The following is a 24,666-nucleotide window of genomic DNA, read 5'->3' as shown; positions in this document are numbered from 1 at the left end:
GTACGTCCGTGTGTATGCACGCAGTCCTTTGTGTGGAGGGATTCCTCACTGCATGAGCGAGTCGAGGATTTCGGCGTAGCTCTTGTCGACGTTATACTTCTCTTTGTATTCCTTCAGGAAAGGCTCCACCCGCTCGATGTCTTTTCCGTTGCGGATGTAGTTCGACAGCACGAGGAAGAGCGTGGCGTCCAGCTGGTTGCCTTTGAAGAAGGAGGTCAGTTCCCGGTAGTGCTCTTCCAGGGTCTGTGGACGTTTGTAGGTCTTTCCGGCCGCATGTGCCTCCTTCGTACGTTGGTAGACACAATACTGGCAGAGAAACTCGTTGTAAGGCATGCAGCGCAGCGAAGCCTGGTCATCCCGCGGAGTGTAGTCGTCGACGATGGTCCAGTAGTCGCCGATGCCCTGTTGCTCGATGGGGACGTGGCGCACCGAAGCATACATGGCAGGATACTCCACCATCGAACCGTAGGCGATGGCTTCCACCTCGGCACGGATGTAGTTGATGAACTCCGGCGAACAGTGCGACGACTCCAGCTTGATGAGCTTGTCGGTCTTTTCCAGGAACGTCCGGGTGTCACGGAGGCGGTCAGCCGGCTTGGTGTCGACAGCCACACAAGCGAGCAGCTGGGTCTTGTAGCGCATGGAAGCCTGGATTTGGGAGATGTCCCGTTTTAGGTTGTTCTGGCGGACTGCACGTTCGGTTCCGCTCAGTTCGATACGTTCCGGACGTCCGTTGCTGCCATAGCGGATTACGGCATGCAGGCTGTCGCCCGGTTCGAGGACGAGCTGTACACGGCTGTTGACGAGCATGGTCACCAGGCGGTCAGTCTCAAAGTTGTAGATGTGGTTTTCGCCCGGGTTGGTGTGAAATTCTGCCCGGAAGAAGGGAGACTGCACACAGTCGAAGTAAATCATCTCTCCCCTGAAGTCGTAAATCTGACAGCTCAAGGTGGTCTTCATTTTCTCTCCTGCCCGAATGACCAGCAAGGGCAGTGTGAAGAGAACAAATAACAGGAATCTTTTGTTCATGGATGTAATGGTTTGAGTGTGGTTTAGAGAATTAGTCAAGTTTGTAGGGGGAAGTATCCCGCCCCGTAAGAGCCGCCTCCTTGGGGTGGCTGCGTGCAGGGGCGCTTCCATGTGCGCGGAGAAGAGGAGGCGCAGGAACTCTCTCGGATTCGTATGTTGTCAAAGCGCACTTTTTCATGAGTCGCTGTGTTTAGATTGTTGTGTTTGTGCCGTTCCATTTAGTAAAGATAATTCTTTAATGGATCGTACTCCAATGTATGATTTAATTGAAGTGCCCAAAGATACGTATAAGTGTGTGAAAACTGCAAATAATACTTAGAAGAATCTAAGGGAGCACAAACGCTTTTAACATTTGAAATATCCGAGCAGAGGGATGCAGCCTTTCTGTCGCAACGGTTCCTTTTATATAAGGTACTCGCGCGCAAAACCTGTTCAAAGCTGTTACACGGAAGTCCGCGGCAGGACACCGGGAGGTGCAATTAGTGATGAAAGGGTTCGGGGATGTTCCTGAAGATGTAGAGGAGGGGATGAGTGAAAAGTACGTGGACACGCTCACCCGGTGTTTGTCCGGTAGCAGGTCGGTCAGCAACGTTCGCGAGGTTGCTGTGCTGTCGGTGTCGGTGCCAGCCTGGATAGGCTGACGGACGTTTCAGGCAATTCATTTGGTAATCCATATTTGTGCTTTTAAGGTTTAGACCCATTCTGCAAGAAGCAAAAGAAAAAAGGACACTGCCTTGTCTTTTCGTTCATTTGCTTTAGTAGGTTCTGGTAAAACCTTTGGCCCAAATGAGGAAAAGCAGGCTGTGCCCTTTGCAGGGTACAAACCTACCTTTCGACTTATTATTTGGGGCTCTTTTCAATTTTCCAGATTTACTAAAGCCAAATAACTTGTCTACAAGTCGCTTGAAATATGTCTTTAAATCCTTGTGTCTGTCTCTTGCTGATATCTTTTTTGGTTCGTTCACAAAGGAAAGGATAAATTCCGAAAACTACAAAGATTTCCCGGATATTTTTGTCGGAGAAGCCCTGCATCCTGTTGCAGGAAGCCGTGTCTGGCTGTCGAACGACGTCTGTCAAAATGACAAAACGTCAAACGAAGCCCTCCAGAATGCCCTTCTTTGCATCCAAGGACGGGCAACCTCCGTTTTTTTGCATTCTCAGCCGTTTGGTGAAATACACATTGTCAGAATGAGGGCAGATTATGGATGCTTTTGGATGTATTGGGGAGCGTATGGAAGCTGTCTGAATGCTGAAAGTGCAAGAGAATGTGCATCGTGATACTTCCTGATTGAACACTCTCCCGAACAAACTAGAGGTGAATGAAGCTGAAATAGTGTTTATGAACTTAAAAATGAGTATTTCGCAGTGCTGACACTTTTGTTCGACGGACGAAACAATATTGTTTGGGTCGTCAAACAATATTGTTTCACGCACCAAACACAAGTGTTTGACCTCTCAAACAATATTGTTTCGCGGTATAAATATTCGCTTTTACCCCTGCTTTTGGATAACTATGCGCTTTGAACTGCATGGATATTCTTAAAATAACCTGCTTTGCCCGATTTTCTCAAAGTGTGCGTTAGCTGAAAACCTTGATTTGCGTAAATGTGTCAGCGATAGAGGCGTTTTTGGTATCAATAGGATAGAAAGGAACAAGTACTTTTCCTGTACTCTCACGTCCTTATTGGGTTTGGCTGAGCCTTCCTTTCCAGGTTTGAATCCCGTCCGTTCCTGTTCCAACCGAAGCGGATTTCCAGTTGCATGCCTGGAAAGAAGACTGGAAGATGAGGGTTAAAAAAGTTAATGAAAGGGTTAAATTATTATCGGAAATGTAAATGAATTTTGGGAAAATAAGAAGGCGTTTTGTTGGGTTTGCTGTAGGGATAAGTGTGGTGAAGGATTCCGGATGCAGGTAATAAATATATACGTTTTGATGGTAAAGCAAGTTGCGTATATAATTAAAGGTGCAGGGCGGATAAATGTCGGATATTTATTCGTTTCTTTTGGTCTAAATTGTCCTGAATTTTAAATTTTGAAAATGAGTATTTTAGTAAATGGCGTGTGGTAAACGGGTCTGTAAGGTACATGAGGAAACAGATAGGTAATAAATATTTATATTTTGAAGGCTGAATGAAGGACGATGCGGTCTCAATTCTGGAGATTCTTGCCGTCGGGAGCAAATGTGCAGATAGTCCTGTATTGTAAAAACAGGAATAAAATTTGGATACAATCTATTGGAAAAATAATTTATATTTGCAGACGAGATAATCAACCGGATGTTGCCGGAGCACCCGGAGTCGAGGGTCATTAAAGAGAGCGATCCTTTGTCAGAATCCGGCTCCCCTGAGTGGAAAAGAGACAATGATAACTACTAAATATCTACAATATGAAACGCAGACTCCTGTATCTGTTGACGGCGGGGCTTTTCCTCCTATTCGCAGCTCCGCTGCACGCCCAAAGGTGGGCGGTCAAGAGCAACCTGCTCTATGATGCCACCACGACACTCAATCTGGGCGTGGAAGTCGGCTTGGCGCCGAAATGGACACTCGATGTGTCCGGCAACTACAATCCCTGGACTTTCTCTGACGACAAGAAGCTGAAGCACTGGATGGTGCAGCCCGAAGGACGCTACTGGCTCTGCGAGCGCTTCAACGGACACTTCTTTGCACTCCATGCCCTGGGCGGAGAGTTCAACCTCTCGAACCTTGACTTGCCCTTCGGCACGTTCAGCGCACTGGAAAACTCACGCGCACAAGGCTGGTTTGCCGGAGGCGGTGTGGGCTACGGCTATCACTGGATACTCGGCAACCGCTGGAGCCTGGAGGCCGAACTGGGATTAGGGTTCATCCATGCCAACTACAAGCGTTATGAGTGCGGCCACTGCGGAGAAATGCTGGGGCGCGGACACAAGAACTACCTGGGGCTGACGAAGGCGGCTCTGTCAATCATCTACATCATCAAGTAACGAGGAGGGCAACTATGAAAAGACATATTCTCCTGGCAACCATGCTCCTGGCGGGCATGAGCGCCTTTGCCCAGACGGGCTATATGAAGGACATCGAGGTGAGCGGCCGCGAGGTGCGGCGTGTGGGCGACGAGGTGCGTGTGACGATGCGCTTCGACCTGAGCGACGTGAAGATGAAGCGTCAGCACACCACACAGCTGGTGCCTGTACTGGTGTCAAAAGACGGACGCAACGAACTGGAACTCCCGTCGGTGGTGGTCAACGGACGCATCCGCAACCGCGCCATCCGGCGTCAGGAGGCACTGACGGGAAAGCCTGTGTATGAGCATGTACAGACTACCGTCCGTCGGAAGAACGGCGAGGCGCAGACCGTCAGTTATGAAGCCACGGCACCCTTTGCACGCTGGATGTATGACAGCCGGCTGGAGGTGCGCGAGGCGGTGACGGGTTGTGCCGACTGTGGCGAGGGCGGTGAGACATCGACGCTCGATCCGCTGGTATTGGCACGTTTTGTACCCGACTATCGGCTGACCTTGCAAGAGCCGGTGCCCGAACCGGTGAAACGGCGTGACGAGGTGCGCAGTGCCCGTCTGCAATACCGTCAGGACAGCTACACGACTGACCCGAAGTTCAAGGACAATGCCCGTGAACTCGCCGACGTGCAAGCCTCCATCGATGCCGTGAAGGACAATAAGGACCTCACCATAACGGGTATCTACGTCACGGGATATGCCTCTCCCGAAGGTACGGTGGCTTACAACCTGAAGCTCTCCGAACGACGGGCAAAGACCTTTACAGATTATGTGAAGAAACAGAACACCGGTATCCCCGCTTCGCTGTGGCACGTAGACTGGAAGGGAGAAGACTGGGAAGGGCTGCGCGAAGAAGTGCAGAAGCATCCCCGTCTGTTGAAAATAGATGAAGTACTTGCCATCATCGACGGTTGCGACGGTGACCGGGATGCCTGCGAGGAACAGCTGAAGGCATTGGTTCCGCCACAGATTTACGAGCGGTTGCTCAATGAGATGTACGGTCCGTTGCGCCGCAACGAATACCGCATCGAGTACAACGTGCGCAACTTCAACCTGGAGGAAGCGCGGCAACTCCTCCGGAAAAGTCCGAAGCTCCTGAGCCTAAATGAGATGTATCAGGTTGCCGGCAGCTACGGCAAGGGAACGGCGGAATACAATGAGGCGATGGACATTGCCGCCCGCACCTATCCCGAGAATCCCGTGGCACTAGGCAATGCGGCAGTGACGAAGCTGGAGCAGAACGAGGTGCGTGCCGCCATTGCCCTGCTGGAAGGCAAGCAACTCGATGCTTCCGCAAAAAACACCCTGGGTGTGGCATACGCCAAAGCCGGTGAGTATGCCAAGGCAAAAGCCCTGCTTGAAGCGTCGACAAATGAGGGCAACACCGACGCACGCACCAACCTGGAACAACTGCTGAAGGTGATGGAGCAACTGTAAGTCACGAAGTGTAAGAACCTACATATTAACTGATTGTTTAATTTAAAATTAAAGAGTATGAAACTAAGAAGTTTTATTATGTTCTCAGCAGCAGCACTGGCATTTGCTGCTTGCAGTAATGAAGAAGATTTTGGCACAAGTGCAGCCATTGAAGGAGAAGCAACCATTCGTGTGAATATTGCCGAACCGGCATTGAGCAGAGCCATTCCGGTAGCAGATTATACTACTTCCGAAGAGGTGACCTTGAACTCTATCAAGCTGGTGCTGACTGCTCAACAGGGTGGTACAGACAAGGTGTTCAACCTTGCTGATTTTGCAGAAGAGGAGAATCCCCGTCAAGCCATGTTGGAGGCTGTTAAGGAGTTCCAGTTCACCGGCGTACGTAACCCGTCAAAAATGGAGGTCTTTATCAATACTGAAAAGTCCAGCGGTTGGACGCCCGAAGAATTTGTCAATGCTGGTCTGGCAGAACCGTTGTATGATTCGGAAGTTGCCACAAAATTTGTGAATAAGGGTGATAAGGACGAGGATGGTATCACGGAATATGAAGTGGCACTGGAGCCTGAGCACACAATGGCCCGTCTGGAATTCGGTGGCATCAAACACGTGGACACAGCTGGTAAGAAGTGTATGTTCAATACCATCAAGATTGATGGCGTGATGCTCGATGGAGTTGCAGGGGTGGCTGAGGCAGAAGCTTGGGATGTCAACAACCTGATGAGTAGCCCTGCAATCAATGAGGACTTTGCGAAATACAATGAAGAGATACAGTCCCCTGTATGGCCTGCAAATAACCAATGCTATGCCTTCAATATAGCTCCCGTCACCAGTGGTGAATTGCCGACATTGAAGGTATGCTTTAGCAACATCTCCATCAATACGACCGATTACGCTGGAACCATCTGGCCGACAAATGGTTTTGGATACGCTACGGTGAAAAACTACAAACTGGATGAGGCATCTGCTGCTTATAAAGAAGCATTTGGTGCAGGTGATGACAATGTGATTACCAAATTCCCGGCAGGATACATCTATAAGGTGGAGTCGCTTGAAATTCCTGATGAGGCTATCGGCCAAGGCTGGCAGGGAGGTGAAGATGTGCATATCTATGCCGTTGTCACTGTGAAAGCTTGGACCATTGCGACCGGTAGTGTAGAGTGGAACTAATCCCCCAATAATCATAAACACGTATCATGGCAAGGCGGAGCACTGCAAACCGCTCCGCCTTGCTCTCTTTTCCCTCCCTCTTACGGAATAAACATACAGTTTGATCCTTGTCAACAAATAAACACGGATGAGTATATGAAACAAATAAGAAACATAATGCTGATGCTGGTGGCACTCGTCCTGGCTACCGGCTGCATCAAAGAAGACTATGATGATTGCGACAACGTGACCATCTACTTCCAATATCTGGCGGACGGCGATACGGATGTACTTTATCAATACATGAGTAAGGTAGACCTGTATGTTTTCGATGAAGGCGGACACATCCTCGGCGTCGGCCATTACAACCAGGACGAACTCTCACACTTTGCAGCCAAACCGTCGTTTAAGTTGCCTGTCGGAAAACGTTATAAGGTGGTGGCGGTTGGCAATGCCTACGATGCAACGGAGGTGGTGAACCTGCAGGCTACCAGCTTCGATGACATCTTTATCCAGCATCCCAACTGGGGAAGCGGCGATCCGGTGACGTCGCATGACCACAACTACATGGGTCAGAAGGAATTTTTCCTTCCCGGAGGCGAAGGGGTGATGTATCGCGACACAGTGACCCTCTACAGTTCGCACATCGACATGCAGGTGGAAATACACGGACTGCCTGCACCGGGAACACGTGCCGATGGCATCGCTTATCAGTTGAGCCTTGAAAACTCCAACGCACAGACGTCGTTCAATAATGCTGTCAATCAGGACGAGAAGGGAACGCTCTATCCCGACCTCGTGTGGGATGACACGGAGCAGTGTTATCGCACGGACGACCTGGCGGTGTTCCGCATGGACTGCGACGGTATCCTGTCGGAAGACTGTTGCGAACATACGCTGGTATTGACCGAGAAAGCCACCGGCAAAGAGCTCGTGCGTGGCAATATCTACAACTACCTGCAGTACTACGACGATGAAATTGATGTGACTCTTCAAGAGGCAGCACTGCCGATATCCATCACTTTCCACGGCGTGAACGTCTCCATCGAACTGCCCGAATGGGTTATCGTGGACGGCAAGCCCGAATGGAATTAACTGACATGAAAACCAATGCGTATGAAAAAGACGAACCGATTATATAGATGCCTGCTGCCACTCGTGTGGCTCACGTTTCTTCTGTCCTCCTGTATCAAGGAAGACTATGCAGGCTCCACCGACGAGACCGCAACGGTCAATCTCGTGTTCAGTACCCGTGCCGACGGACAGGGTACAGCCGATGTTGATGAGAATGAAGGCATCAAGACACTCCGCGTATTGATTACCGATGATAAAGATAAGGTGGAAATCAATACAGTCCAAAATTTTAATGATGTTTCGCAAACAACACTGACCATCCTCGGCGTCCCCGTAGGAACAAAGAACTTCTATGTCATTGCCAACGAGGCGAGCGTAGGCTTGACTGACCTGGATGACGTCAGTACGGTTGACGAGAATTTCCTGAACCGGGTCATCACCAATCCGTCCGATGCTCCCTATTTCCCGAAGACGCGCAGCCAGATCAGTACCTCCGGTCTGCCCATCACAGGCATGAAAGAAGGTGTACAGGTTAAGGGAGAGGAGAATCAGCAAATCGAGATTGAAATCGTGCATGCAGTGGCGAAGGTGGTACTTTATGTCGACAACCAGTCGGGTGAACCTTTTACTTTGCAACAAGTGAAGTTCGGTCCGTTTATTGCCGACCGTACTTATCTCTTTGACAAGTCCCAGCAATTGCCTGTTGGCGTGCAATTCAATGAAATATCACTGGATGCTGAAAATGTTAAAGTTACACCGGACAAGGATGAAGCGGTATTTACCGGCTATATTTACGAAACAGGAGTACAGAAGACTAACTGTTTCACACTCTCGCTGATGTCCAATACGACAGGATTTGAAGCATTGGCGACTCCGGTTACTATCCATTTCGATGAAGCAGGAAGGAATTACATCAATCGGAATGACCAGGTAGAAATCCGTGCTACTGTAAACATCCACAAAGAAGTGGAGACAGACCTTGATATCTTGGTTGTTCCCTGGGGTGTAAAGAATATAGAAGTTCCACCGTTCATTTGATTAAAAAGCAGTCATTATGAAAACGATAAGATATATTATATACACGATGCTTTGCGTCATGGGCATCACGGCTTGTCAAGATGACTTGATGAACCGTACGTCAGAAGGTGCCGACGTGAATAAGCCAGTTCAGGTAGACCTGAAATTTGCTGTTCCAAACTCCATGCAGGTGGAAGTCACGAGGGCGGATAATACGCGCTCAGGTATGTATAATGCTCAAATTTACGTATTTTCTGAAAATGACTTTTTATCTTCCCAAACGGTATCTACAGATGATGCCACCTTGGTGAAAGGAGGAAGAGGCGAAGATGGACAGTATTACACTGTGAAAAACCTAACCCTCTATGAAGGTGAGCAATATGTTTATGCTGTGGGTAATACATCAACGGGCTTGTGGGAAAATGATACACTGACAAAATTGGAGAATGCAGCCAAGGAAGGGCGTGACAGATTTGAAGAAGTCTTGTATACGTTATCCAATGTTATAGTGGACGGTAAGACATATCCTAATTTTGCCAGTGGCTATATGCCATTGTCTGGTTATGGTAAAGTGAAGGTTCAGGATGGTCAGCCGGAGGGTAATGTAAAATTAAAGCGTCTGGTTGCACAAATTAAATTTGTGATTTATACATCCTATAAAGAAGGAAATAAAGAGGTTACGTTTGAACCAAGTAGCTATGCATTTTATAATATAGCAGCACAATCTTCTGTGTTGAATACGGAGACAGCTGATGTTGCTAAGGACGTCTATCATGCAAATCCGGTAAATATTGCAAGCGCAGGTGATGACCATATTGCGGAATTTGATGTACATATCCCGGAAAACCTGCAGAGTGTGAAGGTTGAAGGGTGTGGTGATTATGATGACCGTGAAAGTTTCGAGGGTACAGGCTCTGATAAGAAGTGGGTTTATGCGCCGGATAAGGCTACTTACGTGGTCCTGAAAGGTATTTGTAAGGAAATCACTGATGGTAAGTTGACACGTTATGGTGATGTGGAATATACGATTCATCTGGGAGATTTCAGCGAAAAAACAGGTAGTATGGATAATTTTTCTGTTGAGCGTAATAATATCTACACATATACGGTAAAGGTGCATGGATTGGAAAAGATTAAAGTAGAAGCAGAGAAGACTCCGGAGGAATACCAGAATGGAGCCGAAGGGAATGTCATAGAAATGGGAGATGCTTCAAAAATCTTCAGTCTGGATGCCCATTATGAGCAAGTATTTGTAGAATATAACTTGTCTGATATTTTGCGTAAGGTACAAGAACTTAATCCAAACTCTGAGAGTGCTACAGAAAACAAGGTAAAAAAAAACATTGCCAACCATTTCCTTTTGGCGATTCATTCGCCAATGAACACTGTTTCTTCAACTGAAGAACTACGACTGCCTTATGACCCGGATAATTCAGGATATGAAGAAAAGGATATGGCTGGAATTGATTATAGATGGATTGAATTTTATCCACAGAAAGAGGATGAAACCATATCTCTCTATCCGGGAGAGAATAGTGACGAACTTTATTCTCCTTACGAAATATGCCGGATGATGGGAGATGCCATTTATCAGCTTTACATGAAACAGCAGCCATCTTCGGATAACGGCTTGATCTTGATACAAGAGAACGGTGATTGGAAAGCTCGTTTTACGATATTTATTGATGAGTATTTTTATAGGGAGAATCTGGCGCATCAACTTGTGGCATGGGATGCTTTTACAGGTAAAGAAGCACGTACGATGATGATTGCAAGCAATATGCAAATCAGCGAAGACCATAATAGTACATATTCTACAGCACAGACTTATATTACGCAACATTCGATTGCAACGTTCTATAAGCCGGAAGCCTCTGGAACAACCAATGCTTTGGGATTGGAAACATACAATGAGAATGGTGTGATTCAGGGATTTGGAGATCCTAACAGAAGTTCTGATGACTGGTCTAATGGTCGTGATAATATGTTGACCAATTTGGGTATAGTGTCGTCAGGTGTGCAGGACTGGCGTTCTTATATAGACTTTACACAGGTCGGGTACACCGATGATAATTCAAGTTCGGGCAATGTTTGGAACTATTCCGGTTTAAAATATAATGCAGCTGTAAAAGCCTGTATGGCACGTAACCGTGACTTGAATGGTGATGGAAAAATAGATAAGGATGAAGTCCGTTGGTATTTACCGGCTTTGTCCCAGTATCTGCGGATTGGCATTGGAGTAAAGGCTTTACCCAGTGAAACACGGCTGTATGTTGGTGACAAGTCAACAATGATAGGTGCATCATATCCGGACAATTATTTGGAAGATGGAGCTTTATATTATGTCAATACGAGCAATCCACCCAATAATGACTATGACTATACATTATATTGGGCTGTTGAGGTTGGAGCCTATGGTTCTCCAACGATGGGTGGTAAGGCGATGATACGATGTGTACGTAACTTGCCCAAGAAGACTCTTGTTAATGATGCCGGTATGGATGAAGAGAGGCTTGTGGGTACTGAAGCTTTGGCTGAACCTGTCTATGGCGAATTGAAGGCAATTGGTCAGGGAAATACTAAAAATGCTGTTTTTGATTTCGGTGACAGGTTGGTCGAGTCTATTTTTAGACCGAGTGAGACTCCTCAGCGAGAACCTTACGAACCTCATAACGAAGAAGATGTAGATCAGATGATGCTGCCAGGAGCTTTTGTGGTTGCAAGTAAGGATATTGAGGTCTCAAATTATCAGATAGCCTTTGGTATTTATACGAATGGTGTTTGGAGTTATGGAGATGATCCCTGTTCTTCTTATTATGAGAAGAGCGATCGTAGCGACAGAGGATATTGGAGAACGCCAAGTTTGAATGAATTGATGGTTATGTCCACTGCGAACGATCAGATTAACATGAAGACAAATTCTTATTCGAGGACTCAATTCTCCAATACTAACGTACGAAAGGGCTTCTATTTTAATACATCAAAAATAATAACAGCAAGTGATAATGAACTTGGAAGAGGCTATGTCCGTTGTGTTAGGGATGCAACAGAGGCTGACTTACAGGAAGCAAGAGCTTGGTAAGAGAGTTGGATGATCTGGTTGCGTCCGTGATGTGACGAACTGAGCAGAGAACATATTCGTCGGGATGACGAACTTTATTTGATAATTTATCACGAATGTCTGGAGGCGACCTCTTTGGGGCCGCCTTCAGCGTTTGATAAGAGAGGAGTATCCCATTTTCCTATCCTCATTCCTCCCAGTTTGCCGGTATTCTCCTTACCTTTGCACGCACAGAACCATTGGATACAGGAGAATTATGAATGTAGAACAACACCCGCTGAAACCTTTCCTTCCGGCTAATGCCCGTCTGCTGATGCTAGGCAGCTTTCCGCCCCAACAGAAACGTTGGTGCATGGACTTCTATTACCCCAATTTCATCAACGACATGTGGCGCATCGTGGGGCAAGTCTTTTTCGGTGACCGCAATCACTTCGTGGATGTGGCGGCGAAACGCTTCAGGAAAGAGATGATTGTGGACTTCCTGAACGAACGCGGCATCGCACTGTACGATACAGCCACCAGCATACGCCGTCTGCAGGACAACGCTTCCGATAAATACCTGGAAGTGGTGGAATCTACCGACGTGAGAGGACTGTTGCGGCAGATTCCCCATTGCCGGGCAATTGTCACGACGGGACAGAAAGCCACCGACACCCTGTGCGAGACCTTTGACGTACAGGCGCCGACGGTAGGCAGTTATTCGCCTTTTCAGTTGGAGGAACGTCCGATGAGGCTCTACCGCATGCCGTCGTCTTCACGCGCCTATCCGTTGTCGCTGGAGAAGAAGGCGGTGTTCTATGCGGCGATGTTTGCCGACCTGGGGATGGTGTGAACGGGAATCTTCAGAGCCGCTTCAAGGCAAGCTTGATGACTTTCTCCACGGGGCTGTCCGGTTCCTCTTTCAGGATGGCGTGGACTACCTTCTGCGAGGCGGCGGCCGGGAATCCGAGCATGGTCAATGCAGCTACCGCTTCGTCCACAATCTCGTTTTGCAGGTTCATCGGAAGCTCTGCCGCTCCGGACGCATTGCCCAGACCGAGCGCGGCAATCTTGTCTTTCAGGTCGACGATGATACGTTGGGCGGTTTTCAGGCCGATGCCTTTCACCGTCTTGAGCAGCTTGTCGTTCCCGCTGCTGATTACGTTGCACAGCTCCGCGGGCGTCAGTGCGGAGAGAATCATGCGTGCGGTGTTTCCGCCGATGCCCGACACGGAGATGAGCAGCAGGAACAGTTCGCGCTCCTGCTTGTCGGCAAACCCGTAGAGCACGTGTGCATCTTCGCGGATGGCCTCATAAATGTAGAGTTTCGTGCGGCTCAGGTTCTGTATCGCCGAGAACGTGTTGAGGGAGATGTTGGCTTCATAGCCTACGCCTCCACACTCGATGACTGCGGTGGCAGGCGTCAGTTCCGTAATATCACCTTTGATGTATTCTATCATCTTTTTTGACTTATTTGCTAGATGTTCATTGCAAATATAGTGAGCTTTGTCTACTTTTGCACCACATTTAGTAGAAAATTGTAATCAGGAAAGAAAAATGAAAAAGATTAGAGCTGCCATTGTCGGATATGGAAATATCGGACATTTTACGTTGGAAGCACTGCAAGTGGCTCCCGATTTTGAGATCGCAGGCATCGTCCGTCGTCATGGTGCAGAAAACAAGCCGGCAGAGTTGGAACCCTATCCGGTAGTGAAGAGCATTAAGGAACTTTCCGATGTGGATGTGGCTATTCTGGCAACACCGACCCGCAGCGTCGAGGAGCATGCCAAGGAGTGCCTGGCGTTGGGCATCAATACGGTGGACAGCTTTGACATTCATACGCAGATTGTCGACCTCCGCCGTTCGCTTGACAAGGTGGCTAAGGAGCATCAGGCAGTCTCCATCATTTCTGCCGGATGGGATCCGGGAAGCGACTCCATCGTCCGCACCTTGATGCAGAGCCTTGCTCCCAAGGGAATCAGCTATACCAATTTCGGTCCGGGCATGAGCATGGGGCACACCGTGGCAGTGAAAGCCATCAAGGGTGTGAAGGCTGCCCTGTCAATGACCATTCCCGTCGGTACCGGTATCCACCGCCGCATGGTTTATGTGGAAATCGAGGACGGACATACGCTCGCCGAAGTGACAGCTGCCATCAAGGCCGACCCGTATTTCGCCCATGATGAGACACACGTGATGCAGGTTGCCTGTGTGGACGATTTGAAGGATATGGGTCACGGTGTGAACCTGGTGCGCAAGGGCGTGTCGGGCAAGACACAGAACCAGCTCTTCGAGTTCAACATGCACATCAACAATCCGGCGTTGACCGCTCAGGTACTGGTGAATGTGGCGCGTGCCGCCATGAAGCAGCAACCGGGTTGCTACACGATGATTGAGATTCCTGTCATCGACATGTTGCCGGGTGACCGTGAAGAGCTGATCGCTCATCTGGTATAAGCATACGGCTATTAGAATGTATGAGTATAGGGCAAGTCCCGGGGCTTTGGCTCCGGGACTTGCTGTGTAGATGCGTGTCACATCTTTGTTTCTTTTCCACCTCGTTCACACCCGCAAGCCGTTCAGACATCCCCCTTCTTGCTTGAGCCCTTTCCGTCCCTTCAGCAAGGCATTTAGTCCTATACGGCTTGGGACTTCGAGTTCCAGGGCTTGGGACTGCGAGTCCCAAAGCGTGGAACTGTGAGTCCCAAAGCCTGGGACTATGAGTCCCACGGCGTGGAACTGTCATTCCCACGGCGTGGAACTGAAATTCCCATCGGCATGTCATCCGTCGGGCATCAGCTTTGTCCCTCTTTGCCCTCAAAATCCTTCCGGTGCTGCATGATGGATGCCATGTGGCTCTGCGCCCATTCCGTCAGGGAAAGAATGATGGGGACCAGGCTGCGCCCGGTGTCCGTCAGCTCATACTCTACCCGGACGGGAACTTCCGGGAAGACCGTCCGCTTCAGCAGACCGTCCGCTTCGAGAACGCGCAACGTGTTCGACAACACCTTGGTGGAAATGTCGGGGATGAGCTTGCCCAGCTGCCCGAAACGGGTGCTTCCGTTTTCACTGAGCAACAGGATGATGAGGAAAGACCACTTGTTGCCGAACCGTGACACCACGTTGCGGATGGGGCAAATCTCGATGATGGAATATTTTTCTAGATTTTTTGCCATGACAAAGGTTTGTTTTACAGTAAAAGTGAGTTGGAGGTAACTAGCTTCCCTTCAGGTAACGTATTGTCTGTAAGCGGAATGACTGTTACCTTTGCACTGTCGATGAGGGAACTTCAGACGCTGCAAAGGTAGTGAATCATCGGCATGAAACAACCACAGACAAGAAAAAACAGTAGACGTATGAAACAGATGAAGCAAATTGCAGAAGCTGCCAACTTCACGGCTGTAGAGGTTGGCAAGTTGAGTGAACTGAGTGACTATGTGCTGGAACTGGGACCGGATGTCAAGGTTCCCGGCAAGGTTTTCGGAGGCGCGGCGGTGCATGCCACCGGCGGAGAGTTCTCTTTCCAGCTGTTCCAGCCCGGGACTGAGACCGGTTTCCTGCATACGCACAAGCAGCATGAGGAGCTCTACTTCTTCCTCAGCGGAAAAGGGGAATTTCAGGTGGACGGACAGGTGTTCCCCGTAGGAGAGGGGAGCGTGGTCCGTGTCGCTCCGGCAGGACGCCGTTCCGTGCGTAACAACGGGACTGCTCCGCTCGTGATGCTCTGTGTGCAATACCGGGGTGGAACCTTCACGGCGGACGATGCCCAGGATGGCAATATCCTGTCCGAACGCGTGGAGTGGGGCGACTGACAGAAGTGCCCGACATGTTCAGGAGGATGTATCCGGCTCTTTGTGGAACGGATGCATCCTCCTGTTCTTTATCTGTTTAGCGTGTCAGCGCCTGCTCGATGTCCGCCAGGATGTCTTCCACATCTTCGATGCCGACGGAGAGGCGTATCAGGTCCGGAGCGATGCCTGCCTCCTTCAGTTGCTCGTCGCTCAGCTGACGGTGCGTGTGGCTGGCAGGGTGGAGCACACAGGTGCGCGCGTCCGCCACGTGCGTCACGATGCTGATCATCTTCAGGCTGTCCATGAAGTGGATGGCATCCTCGCGTGTGCCTTTCAGTCCGAAGGCAATGACGCCGCACGAGCCGTTGGGGAGGTATTTCTGCGCCAGTTCGTAGTACTTGTTGCTCTTTAGCCCGCAATAGTGTACCCAGGCTACACGCGGATGCTTCTCCAGATATTCAGCCACCGTCTGGGCGTTGCGGCAGTGCTGGGGGACACGCAGATGGAGGGTCTCCAGTCCGAGATTGAGCAGGAACGCGTTTTGCGGCGACTGGATGGAACCGAGGTCGCGCATCAGCTGTGCCGTAGCCTTGGTGATGTATGCCATCTTGCCGAATGCCTTCGTGTAGGCCAGCCCGTGGTACGAGGGGTCGGGTTGGGTCAGTCCGGGGAACTTGTCGGCATGTGCGTCCCAGTCGAAATTGCCGCTGTCGACGACTGCTCCGCCCACACACACGGCGTGTCCATCCATATACTTGGTCGTGGAGTGGGTCACGATGTCGGCTCCCCATTCAAACGGACGGCAGTTGATCGGGGTAGCGAACGTGTTGTCGACAATCAGGGGTACCCCGTGGCTGTGGGCGATGCGTGCGAACTTCTCGATGTCGAGCACCTGTATGCCCGGGTTGGAGATGGTCTCGCCGAAGAGGGCTTTGGTGTTCGGACGGAAGGCCTTGCTGATTTCCTCTTCGCTGGCATCAGCGTCGATGAAGGTGCAGTCGATGCCCATCTTTTTGAGAGTGACACCGAAGAGGTTGAACGTGCCGCCATAGATTGCCGTGGCACAGACGAGGTGGTCGCCGGCTTCACAGATGTTGTAGACGGCATAGAAGTTGGCTGCCTGTCCCGAGGAGGTCAGCATGGCGCCCACTCCGCCTTCGAGTGCGGCAATCTTGGCTGCCACGGCGTCGTTGGTAGGGTTCTGCAGACGGGTATAGAAATAGCCGTTCTCTTCCAGGTCGAAGAGGCGTGCCATCTCTTCGCTGCTGCTATATTTGAAGGTGGTGCTTTGGTAGATGGGGAGTACACGAGGCTCTCCGTTCTTGGGTGTCCATCCTGCCTGGACACACAGTGTGCCGCGTTTAGTTTGCTTTGTCATAATGTTATCGGTTTTATATTTTGACTCTCTAAATGAAGTTGAATGGTGCAAAAGTAGGGAAAATATTGTAATTTTGCCGCGGTATAAATTTAAAAGACACCGAAAACCTTAGTTGATGGAAGCTTTGAACCGTTATCTCGTCCGTGCCCTTTTCCTGCTGTTGCTGTGCTTTCCGGCGATGACCGTGCAGGCGCAACAGAAGGATGTGCCCCGTCGGGGGGAAGGCATCACCACTTTTCTCCAGCGTCACGGGCGTTCGCCTCGCAAGTATTATGCTGCTTTTATAGAACTGAACCGCGACAAGCTGGGGCGCAGCCGGGAGCTTCGTCTGGGTGTCTCTTATGTCATTCCTCCGTTGGAGAGTGCAGCGGAAGGGAAGCGGAAGTCGCGCCGTTCGTATGTCAACGAGCCGTTGTTCGGCAAGCGTTTTGATGACGTGAAGGTCACTTCCAACCGCCTGGCAGGCTGCTGTTTCTATGTGGTGAGCGGTCATGGCGGTCCTGACCCCGGTGCCATCGGACGCGTAGGGAAACATGAACTCCATGAGGATGAATATGCCTACGACATCGCTCTGCGTCTGGCGCGTTACCTGTTGCAGGAAGGGGCGGACGTGCGTATCATCATCCGCGATGCGAAGGACGGCATACGCAACGATGCCTACTTGTCGAACAGCAAACGGGAGACGTGCATGGGCGACCCGATTCCTCTCAACCAGGTGCGCCGGTTGCAACAGCGTTGTGACAAAATCAATGCACTCTATGCCCGCGACCGTAAGAAGTACAGCTATTGCCGTGCCATCTTCATCCATGTCGACAGTCAGGGAAAGGGCAAGCAGATGGATGTCTATTTCTATCATTCCGCTGGAAGCAAGTTGGGCAAACGGCTGGCCACGTCCATGCGTTCCACGTTCAAGACCAAGTATGGCATCCATCAGCCGAACCGCGGATTTACGGGGACGGTGAGTGAACGCGGACTGTATGTGCTGCGGAACACCACGCCGGTCTCTGTCTTTGTGGAACTGGGAAACATACAGAACCAGTTTGACTTGCGCCGTCTGATTGACAGTTCCAACCGGGAAGCCCTTGCCAAGTGGTTGAAGGACGGATTTGTGAAAGACGTGAAGCAATAGCCTCCTGCAACTCCTCACTTCTGATTAAAGAAAAGAACAATGAAACATACTTATCCCGTACAACTCCGCTTCAGTGATGTGGACCAGCTGGGGCACGTGAACAATTCCGTTTATTTCTCCCTGTATGATTTGGGCAAGACTGCCTATATGCGCGATGTCCTGGGCGAACGTGTGGATTATCGCCGTACGTCGATGGTCGTTGCCAACCTGAATGCCAACTTCTTTGCTCCCGTATTCTTTACCGACCGGCTGGCGATTGAAACCTCGACGGTCCATCTGGGCAACAAGAGCTTTGTGTTGTGGCAACGTGCCGTATGTGAAGACAGTGGGGAAGTGAAATGCGAATGCCGCACGGTGATGGTCGCTTTCGATGTCGAGACGCAGCAGGCCATCCCCATTCCGCAGGCATGGAAGGAGGCGATTGCCCGTTTTGAGGGGACGACGGTAGAGGCGTTGTCCGATGAACGATGAGCAGTGAATGATGAACATAAAAAATGCTGCCCATGACCTTCGCAGGCGATGGGCAGCATGTTACAATACAAAATACAAATACAACTAAACGAGATTCTATTATTAAACGATTCCTTGTGCCATCATTGCATGAGCCACTTTCATGAAGCCTGCAATGTTTGCACCCTTCACGTAATTAATGTAACCGTCAGGTTGTGTACCATACTTCACGCACTGTGCGTGGATGTTACCCATAATTTCGTGAAGTCTGCGGTCTACTTCTTCAGCAGTCCAGCTGATATGCATTGCGTTTTGGCTCATTTCCAAGCCCGAGGTGGCAACACCACCGGCATTGACTGCCTTACCCGGAGCGTAGAGGATCTTATGCTCGATGAAAGCGTCGATAGCTTCCGGCGTACATCCCATGTTGGAAATCTCACCTACACAAGTCACATTGTTATTGATTAAGGCTTTGGCGTCTTCTCCATTCAGTTCGTTCTGGGTTGCGCAAGGCAGAGCGATGTCCACTTTCACTTCCCAAGGACGACGTCCGGCTACGAATTTGGCATTCGGATATTTCTCTGCGTAGGGAGCTACGATATCGTTACCCGAAGCACGGAGTTCGAGCATATAGTCAATCTTTTCGCCACTGATGCCGTCCGGGTCATATACATAACCGTCAGGACCGGAGATGGTGACTACTTTGGCACCGAGTTGGGTTGCCTTGGTTGCAGCACCCCAAGCCACGTTACCGAAACCGGAGATGGCAACAGTCTTGCCTTTGATGTCAATGCCTTTGGTTTGCAGCATGTGGTTTACGAAATACAAGCCGCCGAAACCGGTTGCTTCAGGACGAATCAGCGAACCACCGAATTCCAATCCCTTACCGGTGAATGTACCTGTAAATTCGCGGGTCAGCTTCTTGTACATACCGAACATATAGCCCACTTCGCGACCGCCTACGCCGATGTCGCCGGCGGGAACGTCCATGTCAGGACCGAGGTGACGCCACAATTCGAGGATGAAGGCTTGGCAGAAACGCATTACTTCAGCGTCGCTCTTACCGCGCGGAGAGAAGTCTGAGCCACCCTTGCCACCGCCCATAGGCAATGTGGTCAAGGCATTCTTGAAGGTTTGTTCGAAGCCCAAGAACTTCAGAATTGACAAATTGACAGATGCGTGGAAACGGATACCGCCTTTGTACGGGCCAATGGCGTTGTTGAACTGAACGCGGTAACCGAGGTTTACTTGAACTTTACCATTATCGTCTACCCAAGGAACTCTGAAGGTGAAAATGCGATCGGGTTCCACTAAGCGTTCGATAAGGCTCACTTTTTCAAATTCAGGATGTTGGTTGTAGATATCTTCGATAGACATGAGCACTTCTCTCACGGCTTGCAGATATTCCAATTCGCCCGGGTGTTTGGCTTCCAAGGAAGCCATGATGTTTTCAATATTCATGGTAGTTCTGTTTATAGGTTAATGATAAAATGTAATCATTACGTCTGCAAATATAGGGCTTGTTGGGAATGAACCAAAACTTTTTGCCTGAAATTTCTCTCTTTTTTGATAAAATGTTAGTTTGGGTCGATAAAGCTGTTTTATAACACTGTTTTATAAATGGATTTCCGCGTTTCCGGTGGAATGGGTGTACAGGGAGCACTGAAGCGAGGGCTTCATTCGGCTCATTTCTTTGTCAGCCGATGTGCCGGAAGCTGCCTGTCCTGATTCGCGGCTGAGGAGCAGTGTATCTCCTCCGGAAGTTTTTGGAGGAAAGAAATACCCGCACCGAGAATCTTTCTTAAATTTGTGCTCTTAACATAAAGAGTATAGCATGAACCGACTCCTACCTTATATAATATATGTGTGGTGTCTTTTTGTTGCGGCAGCTGTTCGGGCGCAGGACAACATGAGCGAGCGTTGTTTCTCGGTCAACGACGGACTGTCGCAGGGCATTGTGCAGGACATTATCCAGGACCGCAACGGATACATCTGGTTTTCCACCTGGAACGGATTGAACAAGTATGACGGGTATGTGTTCACCTCCTTTAAGTCGCATCCGGGGGAGGGAGCCGTGTTGTCCAGCAACCGTTTCGTGGAGCTGAAGGAGAGCGCGTCGGGTGACATCTGGTGCCTGACGCAGGAACATTGTGCTTATTTGTTCGACATCCAGACTTCGACGTTCATCGACGTGCTGGGTCCCTACCTGAAAGATATCCCCTCGCTGCATTTCGATAAGATTGTCTGCCTGCCTACCGGCGTCACCTGGTTGCTTTCGGGCGACGGGGAAGTGTGTGTGCGGGTGGATGAAAAACAGTTGGGGACGGAACAGGCCATCCGTGTCTATGATGCCGATACCAAGGGGTGGCATGCCGGTGCTGTCTCGCAAGTGAAGGCCGACAGCGACGGTGATGAGTGGGTGCTCACGGACAAGGGCATCAACCTGATTGGCAAGAAACGGATTGAATGCGATTTCCCCTTCCGCTACATGACCGAGAAGATCGGGCGCAAATGGCTCATCTCGTCCGATGGTCAGCTTGCAGAGTTCACGGCAAAGGGAGTGCGCTTCATGGACCGTGCTCCGGGAGTGAGCCGTGTGTATCAGATGAAAGCCATCTCCGACACCCTGCTGACGGTGGGAACGGATGCCGGGCTACTGCTCGTACGTATTCCCGACGGGAAGATGAAGATGGTCGACATCCGTTCGGCGGCTCAGCCCGTCGCTGACGTTCTGTCGGTGTTCAAGGACTCCTCCAGGCGGTTGTGGATGTTCACCCCTTCAGCCGGCGTGGTGATGTATGAGCTGACCGACGGACGCTGTACGACCCTGCTTCCGTCCGTGTCCCGGGACTTGTCCGAGACTGCGCATCCTTTTGTCTATGAGGATGAGAGGGGACTGGTGCGTGTATATCCCCGGGGAGGCTATCTGTCCTGTTATGACCCGGAGGCCCGGCAACTCAGACCTTATACCAATCCCGATGGCTCTTTATTGACCAATACAGTCCGTGTGTACCTCGTCGACCGTCAGAAAAACATCTGGTACGGGGGACCGCGTAACCTGTATCACGTGACTTTCTTCCATGACAACGTGGACTATCTGCCTGGCTTGGGGACAGTCGAGGCACGTTGCCTCTTTACTGACCGGGAACGGAACCTGTGGGTCGGCACCAAGGACGGTTACCTGCGTATGTATCGTGGGGAACGGCTGGACCTTCCGCCTCTCTACCTGACGACGACCGGACGGTTGACCACAGCTCCGTCCAAGTTCATCGGCAATGTCTACTGCATGATGCAGGATGCCGGTGGAACGCTGTGGCTGGGTACGCGAGGACAGGGACTGGTGCGTGCAGTCCCCGCAGGGGAAGCTTATGCCTTGCGGCGTTTCCTGTCCCGTCCCGATGACGAATACAGCTTGAGCAGCAATGATATCTATGCGCTCTGTCAGGACCGGAAGGGACATATCTGGGCGGGAGCCTACCAGGGCGGACTGAATCTGTTGGAACAGGATGGCGACCGCTATCGTTTCATCCACGGAGGCAACCGCCTGCGCAACTATCCCTATCCGTATGCAAAGTCCAAGATTCGTTCCATTACCGAAATGCCGGGTGGCGTCCTGCTTGCAGGAGCTTCCGAAGGACTGCTGGCATTCTCGTCGGACTTTGACCGTCCCGAGGCCATCAAGTTCCGTCTGCATACCGCCGAGTATGACCGTACCGACGGAATGACCTGTACCGAAGTGATGCAGGTCGGTGCCTCCGGTGACAGTGTCTACATCGCCACTTCTACCGGAGGCTTCAACCGGGTGATGTCGGGACAGTTGCTGGCAGATACACTCCGTTTCCGTGCGATGGGAGTACGCGACGGGTGGATGTCCGACCTGGCACTCTCGTCGTTGGGCGTGCCCGGAGGCGACACCTGGTTTGTCACCGAGAACTACCTCATACGCAGCAATCGCGGGAGTGGACAGCAGGAGTATTACGGCAGTTCGTTCTTCCACAACGAGGTGTTCTTTTCCGAGGCGGCACCGGTCTGTTTGTCCGACGGACGCCTGCTCTTTGGCACTACCGACTACGGCGTGCTGGTGATAGCTCCCGACCGTCTGCGTGAACAGACCTATACACCGCCGCTGGTCTTTACGGGACTGCGCATCCGGGGACAGTCCAAGTCCATATCCCTCGACAACATCAACCACATCCGCCTGTCCCCCGACGAACGTTCGCTGACCTTCTATTTTGCAGCTTTGGACTATGCAAACGCTTCCGACATCCAGTATGCTTACCGCCTTGATGGGCTGGACAAGGACTGGAACTACTGTGGGACACTCCGTTCGGCAAACTACAACAACCTGCCGCCGGGCAACTATGTGTTCGAACTCCGCTCCACCAACAGCGACGGGGTATGGACGTCGCAGGTGAAACGTCTGGAGGTCATCATCGAACCGACGTTCTGGGAGACTCCCTGGGCGATGGTGCTGTATGTGGTGCTGTTTATCCTGGCTGCCTTGCTGGTGGCCTATATCCTGTTCTACATCTACCGCCTGCGGCATAAGGTCGACGTGGAGCAACAGCTGGCGGAGGTGAAGCTGCGATTCTTCACAGACATTTCCCATGAACTGCGTACACCGCTCACACTCATTGTCAGTCCGGTGGATGAGGTGCTGGAGCATGAAGACGGCTTGTCCGCCACTTCACGTGCCCACCTGGAACTGGTGCAGCGGAACGTGAAGCGCATGTTGAGGCTCGTGAACCAGTTGCTGGACTTCCGCAAGATTCAGAGCCGGAAGATGAAGCTGGTGGTCGAGGAGACGGACGTGGTCTCCCTGCTCGCACGGGTTGCCGACTCGTTCCGTCTGCTGGCAGGAGAACACCGGATGACGTACCGCTTCGAGCACGACATGCCCGGACTGCGTCTGTGGGTGGACCGTGACAAGCTGGAGAAGATATGCTACAACCTTCTGTCGAATGCGTTCAAGTACACGGACGATGGAGGCACTGTCGTGCTTCGGCTGACGGAGACACAAAAGACCGTGGACCTCTCGGTGAGCGATACCGGGACAGGCATCTCGGAAGAAAAGCTGTCCCATCTATTCGAACGCTTCGAGACCTTGGCGAGTCGCAGCTGGTCGCAACCTTCGTCGGGCATCGGGCTGTCGCTGGTCAAGGAGTTCGTGGAGTTGCATCACGGGACCATCGAGGTGAAGAGTAAGCCGGGCGAAGGGTCGGTGTTTACTGTCCACCTGCTGAAGGGACGGGCCCATCTGGAGAAGGACGGGCACACCGAGTTCCTCCTGACGGACAGCCTGCCGGACCGTGCAGTGACACCTGCCGGTGAGGAGGCGTCGGCTGAAAAGGAAGAACCGGAAGGGCAATCCGAGGACGACACCCTGTCGGTGTTGGTGGTCGAGGATAACGAAGAACTCCGTCTGTTCCTGAACAGCATCCTCTCGGAGAACTACCGGGTCTGGCTGGCAGCCGACGGACGTGAAGGACTGGAGCAGACACGTGCCCAGTCGCCCGACCTGATTGTGAGCGATGTGATGATGCCTGTCATGGATGGCATGGAGATGGTGCGTCACATCAAGGAGGACCCGTCGCTCTGTCACACACCCATCATCCTGCTCACGGCGAAGTCTGCTCCGGAGGACTGCATCACGGGACTGGAGCAGGGCATCGACGACTATGTGACAAAACCATTCAGCGCCTCTTACCTGAAGGCAAAAATACAGAACCTCCTGCTTAAGCGGAAGCAGTGGCAGGAGCTGGTGCGTACGGAGTTGATGAAGAGAGAGCAGGCGGACTTCCAGCCGTCGGAGCTGCACCTGACCTCCTATGACCGCGACTTCATGGAACGCCTGATGGCGTTCATCGAGACGAACATGAGCAACACGGACCTGAAGGTGGAACAGATAGCCGACTCGATGAATCTGAGCCGTGCGGCATTCTACAACAAGCTGAAGACCATTGCGGGGCTGTCGCCCATCGACTTCCTCCGCGACATACGCATCAAGCGTGCCTGTCAGCTGATTGAGTCGGGGAGTTACACCATCCAGCAGGTGGCGTTCATGACCGGCTTCAAAGACCCGAAGTTCTTCAGTCGGACCTTCCGCAAAATCATGGACTGCTCACCGACCGAGTACAGGGAACGGATACAACCCAATCTAACTAAATAAACACACACT

The 24,666-nt window shown here is 51.1% G+C and carries 19 protein-coding genes; 13 read left to right on the top strand and 6 right to left on the bottom strand.

Translation table 11 applies throughout. The annotated features are described in order from the left end of the window. Nucleotides 1-45: 45 nt before the first annotated feature. A complete protein-coding gene (locus C8275_RS00435; protein ID WP_157948111.1) occupies nt 46-1,029 on the bottom strand; it encodes a hypothetical protein in 984 nt (327 codons plus the stop codon). 479 nt (nt 1,030-1,508) lie between these two features. Continuing rightward, on the bottom strand, nt 1,509-1,703 hold the full coding sequence (locus C8275_RS14530; protein WP_199881828.1) for a hypothetical protein: 195 nt from the start codon (nt 1,701-1,703) through the stop codon (nt 1,509-1,511). A 112-nt stretch (nt 1,704-1,815) separates the two neighbouring features. Between C8275_RS14530 and C8275_RS00430 the strand changes: the two genes are divergently transcribed. The 8 genes from C8275_RS00430 (at nt 1,816) to C8275_RS00395 (ending at nt 12,593) form a co-directional block, all read left to right on the top strand. Further along, the gene (locus C8275_RS00430) at nt 1,816-2,307 is read left to right on the top strand and encodes a hypothetical protein (protein WP_106483665.1); all 492 of its coding nucleotides are present in this window, start codon (nt 1,816-1,818) and stop codon (nt 2,305-2,307) included. Nucleotides 2,308-3,415: 1,108 nt separating this feature from the next. Further along, nucleotides 3,416-3,994, top strand: a complete 579-nt coding sequence (locus C8275_RS00425) for a DUF3575 domain-containing protein (RefSeq protein WP_106483664.1) — start codon at nt 3,416-3,418, stop codon at nt 3,992-3,994. 14 nt (nt 3,995-4,008) lie between these two features. Further along, nucleotides 4,009-5,463 carry a DUF3868 domain-containing protein gene (locus C8275_RS00420; RefSeq protein ID WP_106483663.1) on the top strand — a complete coding sequence of 485 codons (1,455 nt, stop codon included), beginning with the start codon at nt 4,009-4,011 and terminating at the stop codon, nt 5,461-5,463. A gap of 57 nt (nt 5,464-5,520) precedes the next feature. Next, a complete protein-coding gene (locus C8275_RS00415) occupies nt 5,521-6,630 on the top strand; it encodes a hypothetical protein (RefSeq protein ID WP_106483662.1) in 1,110 nt (369 codons plus the stop codon). A 135-nt stretch (nt 6,631-6,765) separates the two neighbouring features. Further along, nucleotides 6,766-7,704, top strand: a complete 939-nt coding sequence (locus C8275_RS00410) for a FimB/Mfa2 family fimbrial subunit (RefSeq protein ID WP_106483661.1) — start codon at nt 6,766-6,768, stop codon at nt 7,702-7,704. A gap of 21 nt (nt 7,705-7,725) precedes the next feature. Continuing rightward, the gene (locus C8275_RS00405) at nt 7,726-8,721 is read left to right on the top strand and encodes a fimbrial protein (protein WP_157948109.1); all 996 of its coding nucleotides are present in this window, start codon (nt 7,726-7,728) and stop codon (nt 8,719-8,721) included. Between the two features lie 16 nt (nt 8,722-8,737). Next, nucleotides 8,738-11,782: a DUF4906 domain-containing protein gene (locus C8275_RS00400; protein WP_106483659.1), complete on the top strand. Its 3,045-nt coding sequence runs from the start codon at nt 8,738-8,740 to the stop codon at nt 11,780-11,782. 235 nt (nt 11,783-12,017) lie between these two features. Next, entirely contained in the window at nt 12,018-12,593 is a 576-nt protein-coding gene (locus C8275_RS00395) for a DNA glycosylase (protein ID WP_106483658.1), read from the top strand. 10 nt (nt 12,594-12,603) lie between these two features. On the opposite strand, the gene ruvA is transcribed toward C8275_RS00395, so the two are convergent. After that, nucleotides 12,604-13,200, bottom strand: a complete 597-nt coding sequence (gene ruvA, locus C8275_RS00390) for a Holliday junction branch migration protein RuvA (protein WP_022385230.1) — start codon at nt 13,198-13,200, stop codon at nt 12,604-12,606. Between the two features lie 97 nt (nt 13,201-13,297). Between ruvA and C8275_RS00385 the strand changes: the two genes are divergently transcribed. Continuing rightward, entirely contained in the window at nt 13,298-14,197 is a 900-nt protein-coding gene (locus tag C8275_RS00385) for a diaminopimelate dehydrogenase (RefSeq protein WP_022385229.1), read from the top strand. A 338-nt stretch (nt 14,198-14,535) separates the two neighbouring features. Here C8275_RS00385 and C8275_RS00380 read toward each other — a convergent pair whose 3' ends face one another. Then, entirely contained in the window at nt 14,536-14,916 is a 381-nt protein-coding gene (locus C8275_RS00380) for a helix-turn-helix domain-containing protein (protein ID WP_106483657.1), read from the bottom strand. A gap of 180 nt (nt 14,917-15,096) precedes the next feature. Between C8275_RS00380 and C8275_RS00375 the strand changes: the two genes are divergently transcribed. Further along, nucleotides 15,097-15,552, top strand: coding sequence for a cupin domain-containing protein (locus C8275_RS00375; RefSeq protein WP_106483656.1), 456 nt, complete (start codon nt 15,097-15,099; stop codon nt 15,550-15,552). A gap of 76 nt (nt 15,553-15,628) precedes the next feature. On the opposite strand, the gene C8275_RS00370 is transcribed toward C8275_RS00375, so the two are convergent. Then, a complete protein-coding gene (locus C8275_RS00370; protein WP_106483655.1) occupies nt 15,629-16,909 on the bottom strand; it encodes an O-acetylhomoserine aminocarboxypropyltransferase/cysteine synthase family protein in 1,281 nt (426 codons plus the stop codon). 124 nt (nt 16,910-17,033) lie between these two features. On the opposite strand from C8275_RS00370, the gene C8275_RS00365 reads away from it, so the two are divergent. Together C8275_RS00365 and C8275_RS00360 are read left to right on the top strand one after the other, a co-directional pair. Further along, nucleotides 17,034-18,038: an N-acetylmuramoyl-L-alanine amidase gene (locus tag C8275_RS00365; RefSeq protein ID WP_369861201.1), complete on the top strand. Its 1,005-nt coding sequence runs from the start codon at nt 17,034-17,036 to the stop codon at nt 18,036-18,038. A 39-nt stretch (nt 18,039-18,077) separates the two neighbouring features. Beyond that, nucleotides 18,078-18,509, top strand: a complete 432-nt coding sequence (locus C8275_RS00360) for a thioesterase family protein (RefSeq protein WP_106483653.1) — start codon at nt 18,078-18,080, stop codon at nt 18,507-18,509. Between the two features lie 102 nt (nt 18,510-18,611). Here C8275_RS00360 and gdhA read toward each other — a convergent pair whose 3' ends face one another. Beyond that, a complete protein-coding gene (gene gdhA / locus C8275_RS00355) occupies nt 18,612-19,949 on the bottom strand; it encodes an NADP-specific glutamate dehydrogenase (protein WP_022385212.1) in 1,338 nt (445 codons plus the stop codon). Nucleotides 19,950-20,397: 448 nt separating this feature from the next. Between gdhA and C8275_RS00350 the strand changes: the two genes are divergently transcribed. Then, nucleotides 20,398-24,657, top strand: coding sequence for an ATP-binding protein (locus tag C8275_RS00350; RefSeq protein ID WP_199881826.1), 4,260 nt, complete (start codon nt 20,398-20,400; stop codon nt 24,655-24,657). Nucleotides 24,658-24,666 lie beyond the last annotated feature (9 nt).

Source organism: Bacteroides sp. Marseille-P3684 (assembly GCF_900291465.1).
Classification (GTDB): Bacteria; Bacteroidota; Bacteroidia; order Bacteroidales; family Bacteroidaceae; genus Phocaeicola_A.
Note: the sequence above shows the minus strand (reverse complement) of the source record. Positions and strands in the feature narration are given on the sequence as shown.

What these genes read in the sequence shown, in the direction of transcription:
- C8275_RS00435 (WP_157948111.1), bottom strand. Translation starts at nt 1,029, where the DNA reads ATGAACAAAAGATTCCTGTTATTTGTTCTCTTCACACTGCCCTTGCTG.
- C8275_RS14530 (WP_199881828.1), bottom strand. Translation starts at nt 1,703, where the DNA reads ATGGATTACCAAATGAATTGCCTGAAACGTCCGTCAGCCTATCCAGGC.
- C8275_RS00430 (WP_106483665.1), top strand. Translation starts at nt 1,816, where the DNA reads ATGAGGAAAAGCAGGCTGTGCCCTTTGCAGGGTACAAACCTACCTTTC.
- C8275_RS00425 (WP_106483664.1), top strand. Translation starts at nt 3,416, where the DNA reads ATGAAACGCAGACTCCTGTATCTGTTGACGGCGGGGCTTTTCCTCCTA.
- C8275_RS00420 (WP_106483663.1), top strand. Translation starts at nt 4,009, where the DNA reads ATGAAAAGACATATTCTCCTGGCAACCATGCTCCTGGCGGGCATGAGC.
- C8275_RS00415 (WP_106483662.1), top strand. Translation starts at nt 5,521, where the DNA reads ATGAAACTAAGAAGTTTTATTATGTTCTCAGCAGCAGCACTGGCATTT.
- C8275_RS00410 (WP_106483661.1), top strand. Translation starts at nt 6,766, where the DNA reads ATGAAACAAATAAGAAACATAATGCTGATGCTGGTGGCACTCGTCCTG.
- C8275_RS00405 (WP_157948109.1), top strand. Translation starts at nt 7,726, where the DNA reads ATGAAAAAGACGAACCGATTATATAGATGCCTGCTGCCACTCGTGTGG.
- C8275_RS00400 (WP_106483659.1), top strand. Translation starts at nt 8,738, where the DNA reads ATGAAAACGATAAGATATATTATATACACGATGCTTTGCGTCATGGGC.
- C8275_RS00395 (WP_106483658.1), top strand. Translation starts at nt 12,018, where the DNA reads ATGAATGTAGAACAACACCCGCTGAAACCTTTCCTTCCGGCTAATGCC.
- ruvA (WP_022385230.1), bottom strand. Translation starts at nt 13,200, where the DNA reads ATGATAGAATACATCAAAGGTGATATTACGGAACTGACGCCTGCCACC.
- C8275_RS00385 (WP_022385229.1), top strand. Translation starts at nt 13,298, where the DNA reads ATGAAAAAGATTAGAGCTGCCATTGTCGGATATGGAAATATCGGACAT.
- C8275_RS00380 (WP_106483657.1), bottom strand. Translation starts at nt 14,916, where the DNA reads ATGGCAAAAAATCTAGAAAAATATTCCATCATCGAGATTTGCCCCATC.
- C8275_RS00375 (WP_106483656.1), top strand. Translation starts at nt 15,097, where the DNA reads ATGAAACAGATGAAGCAAATTGCAGAAGCTGCCAACTTCACGGCTGTA.
- C8275_RS00370 (WP_106483655.1), bottom strand. Translation starts at nt 16,909, where the DNA reads ATGACAAAGCAAACTAAACGCGGCACACTGTGTGTCCAGGCAGGATGG.
- C8275_RS00360 (WP_106483653.1), top strand. Translation starts at nt 18,078, where the DNA reads ATGAAACATACTTATCCCGTACAACTCCGCTTCAGTGATGTGGACCAG.
- gdhA (WP_022385212.1), bottom strand. Translation starts at nt 19,949, where the DNA reads ATGAATATTGAAAACATCATGGCTTCCTTGGAAGCCAAACACCCGGGC.
- C8275_RS00350 (WP_199881826.1), top strand. Translation starts at nt 20,398, where the DNA reads ATGAGCGAGCGTTGTTTCTCGGTCAACGACGGACTGTCGCAGGGCATT.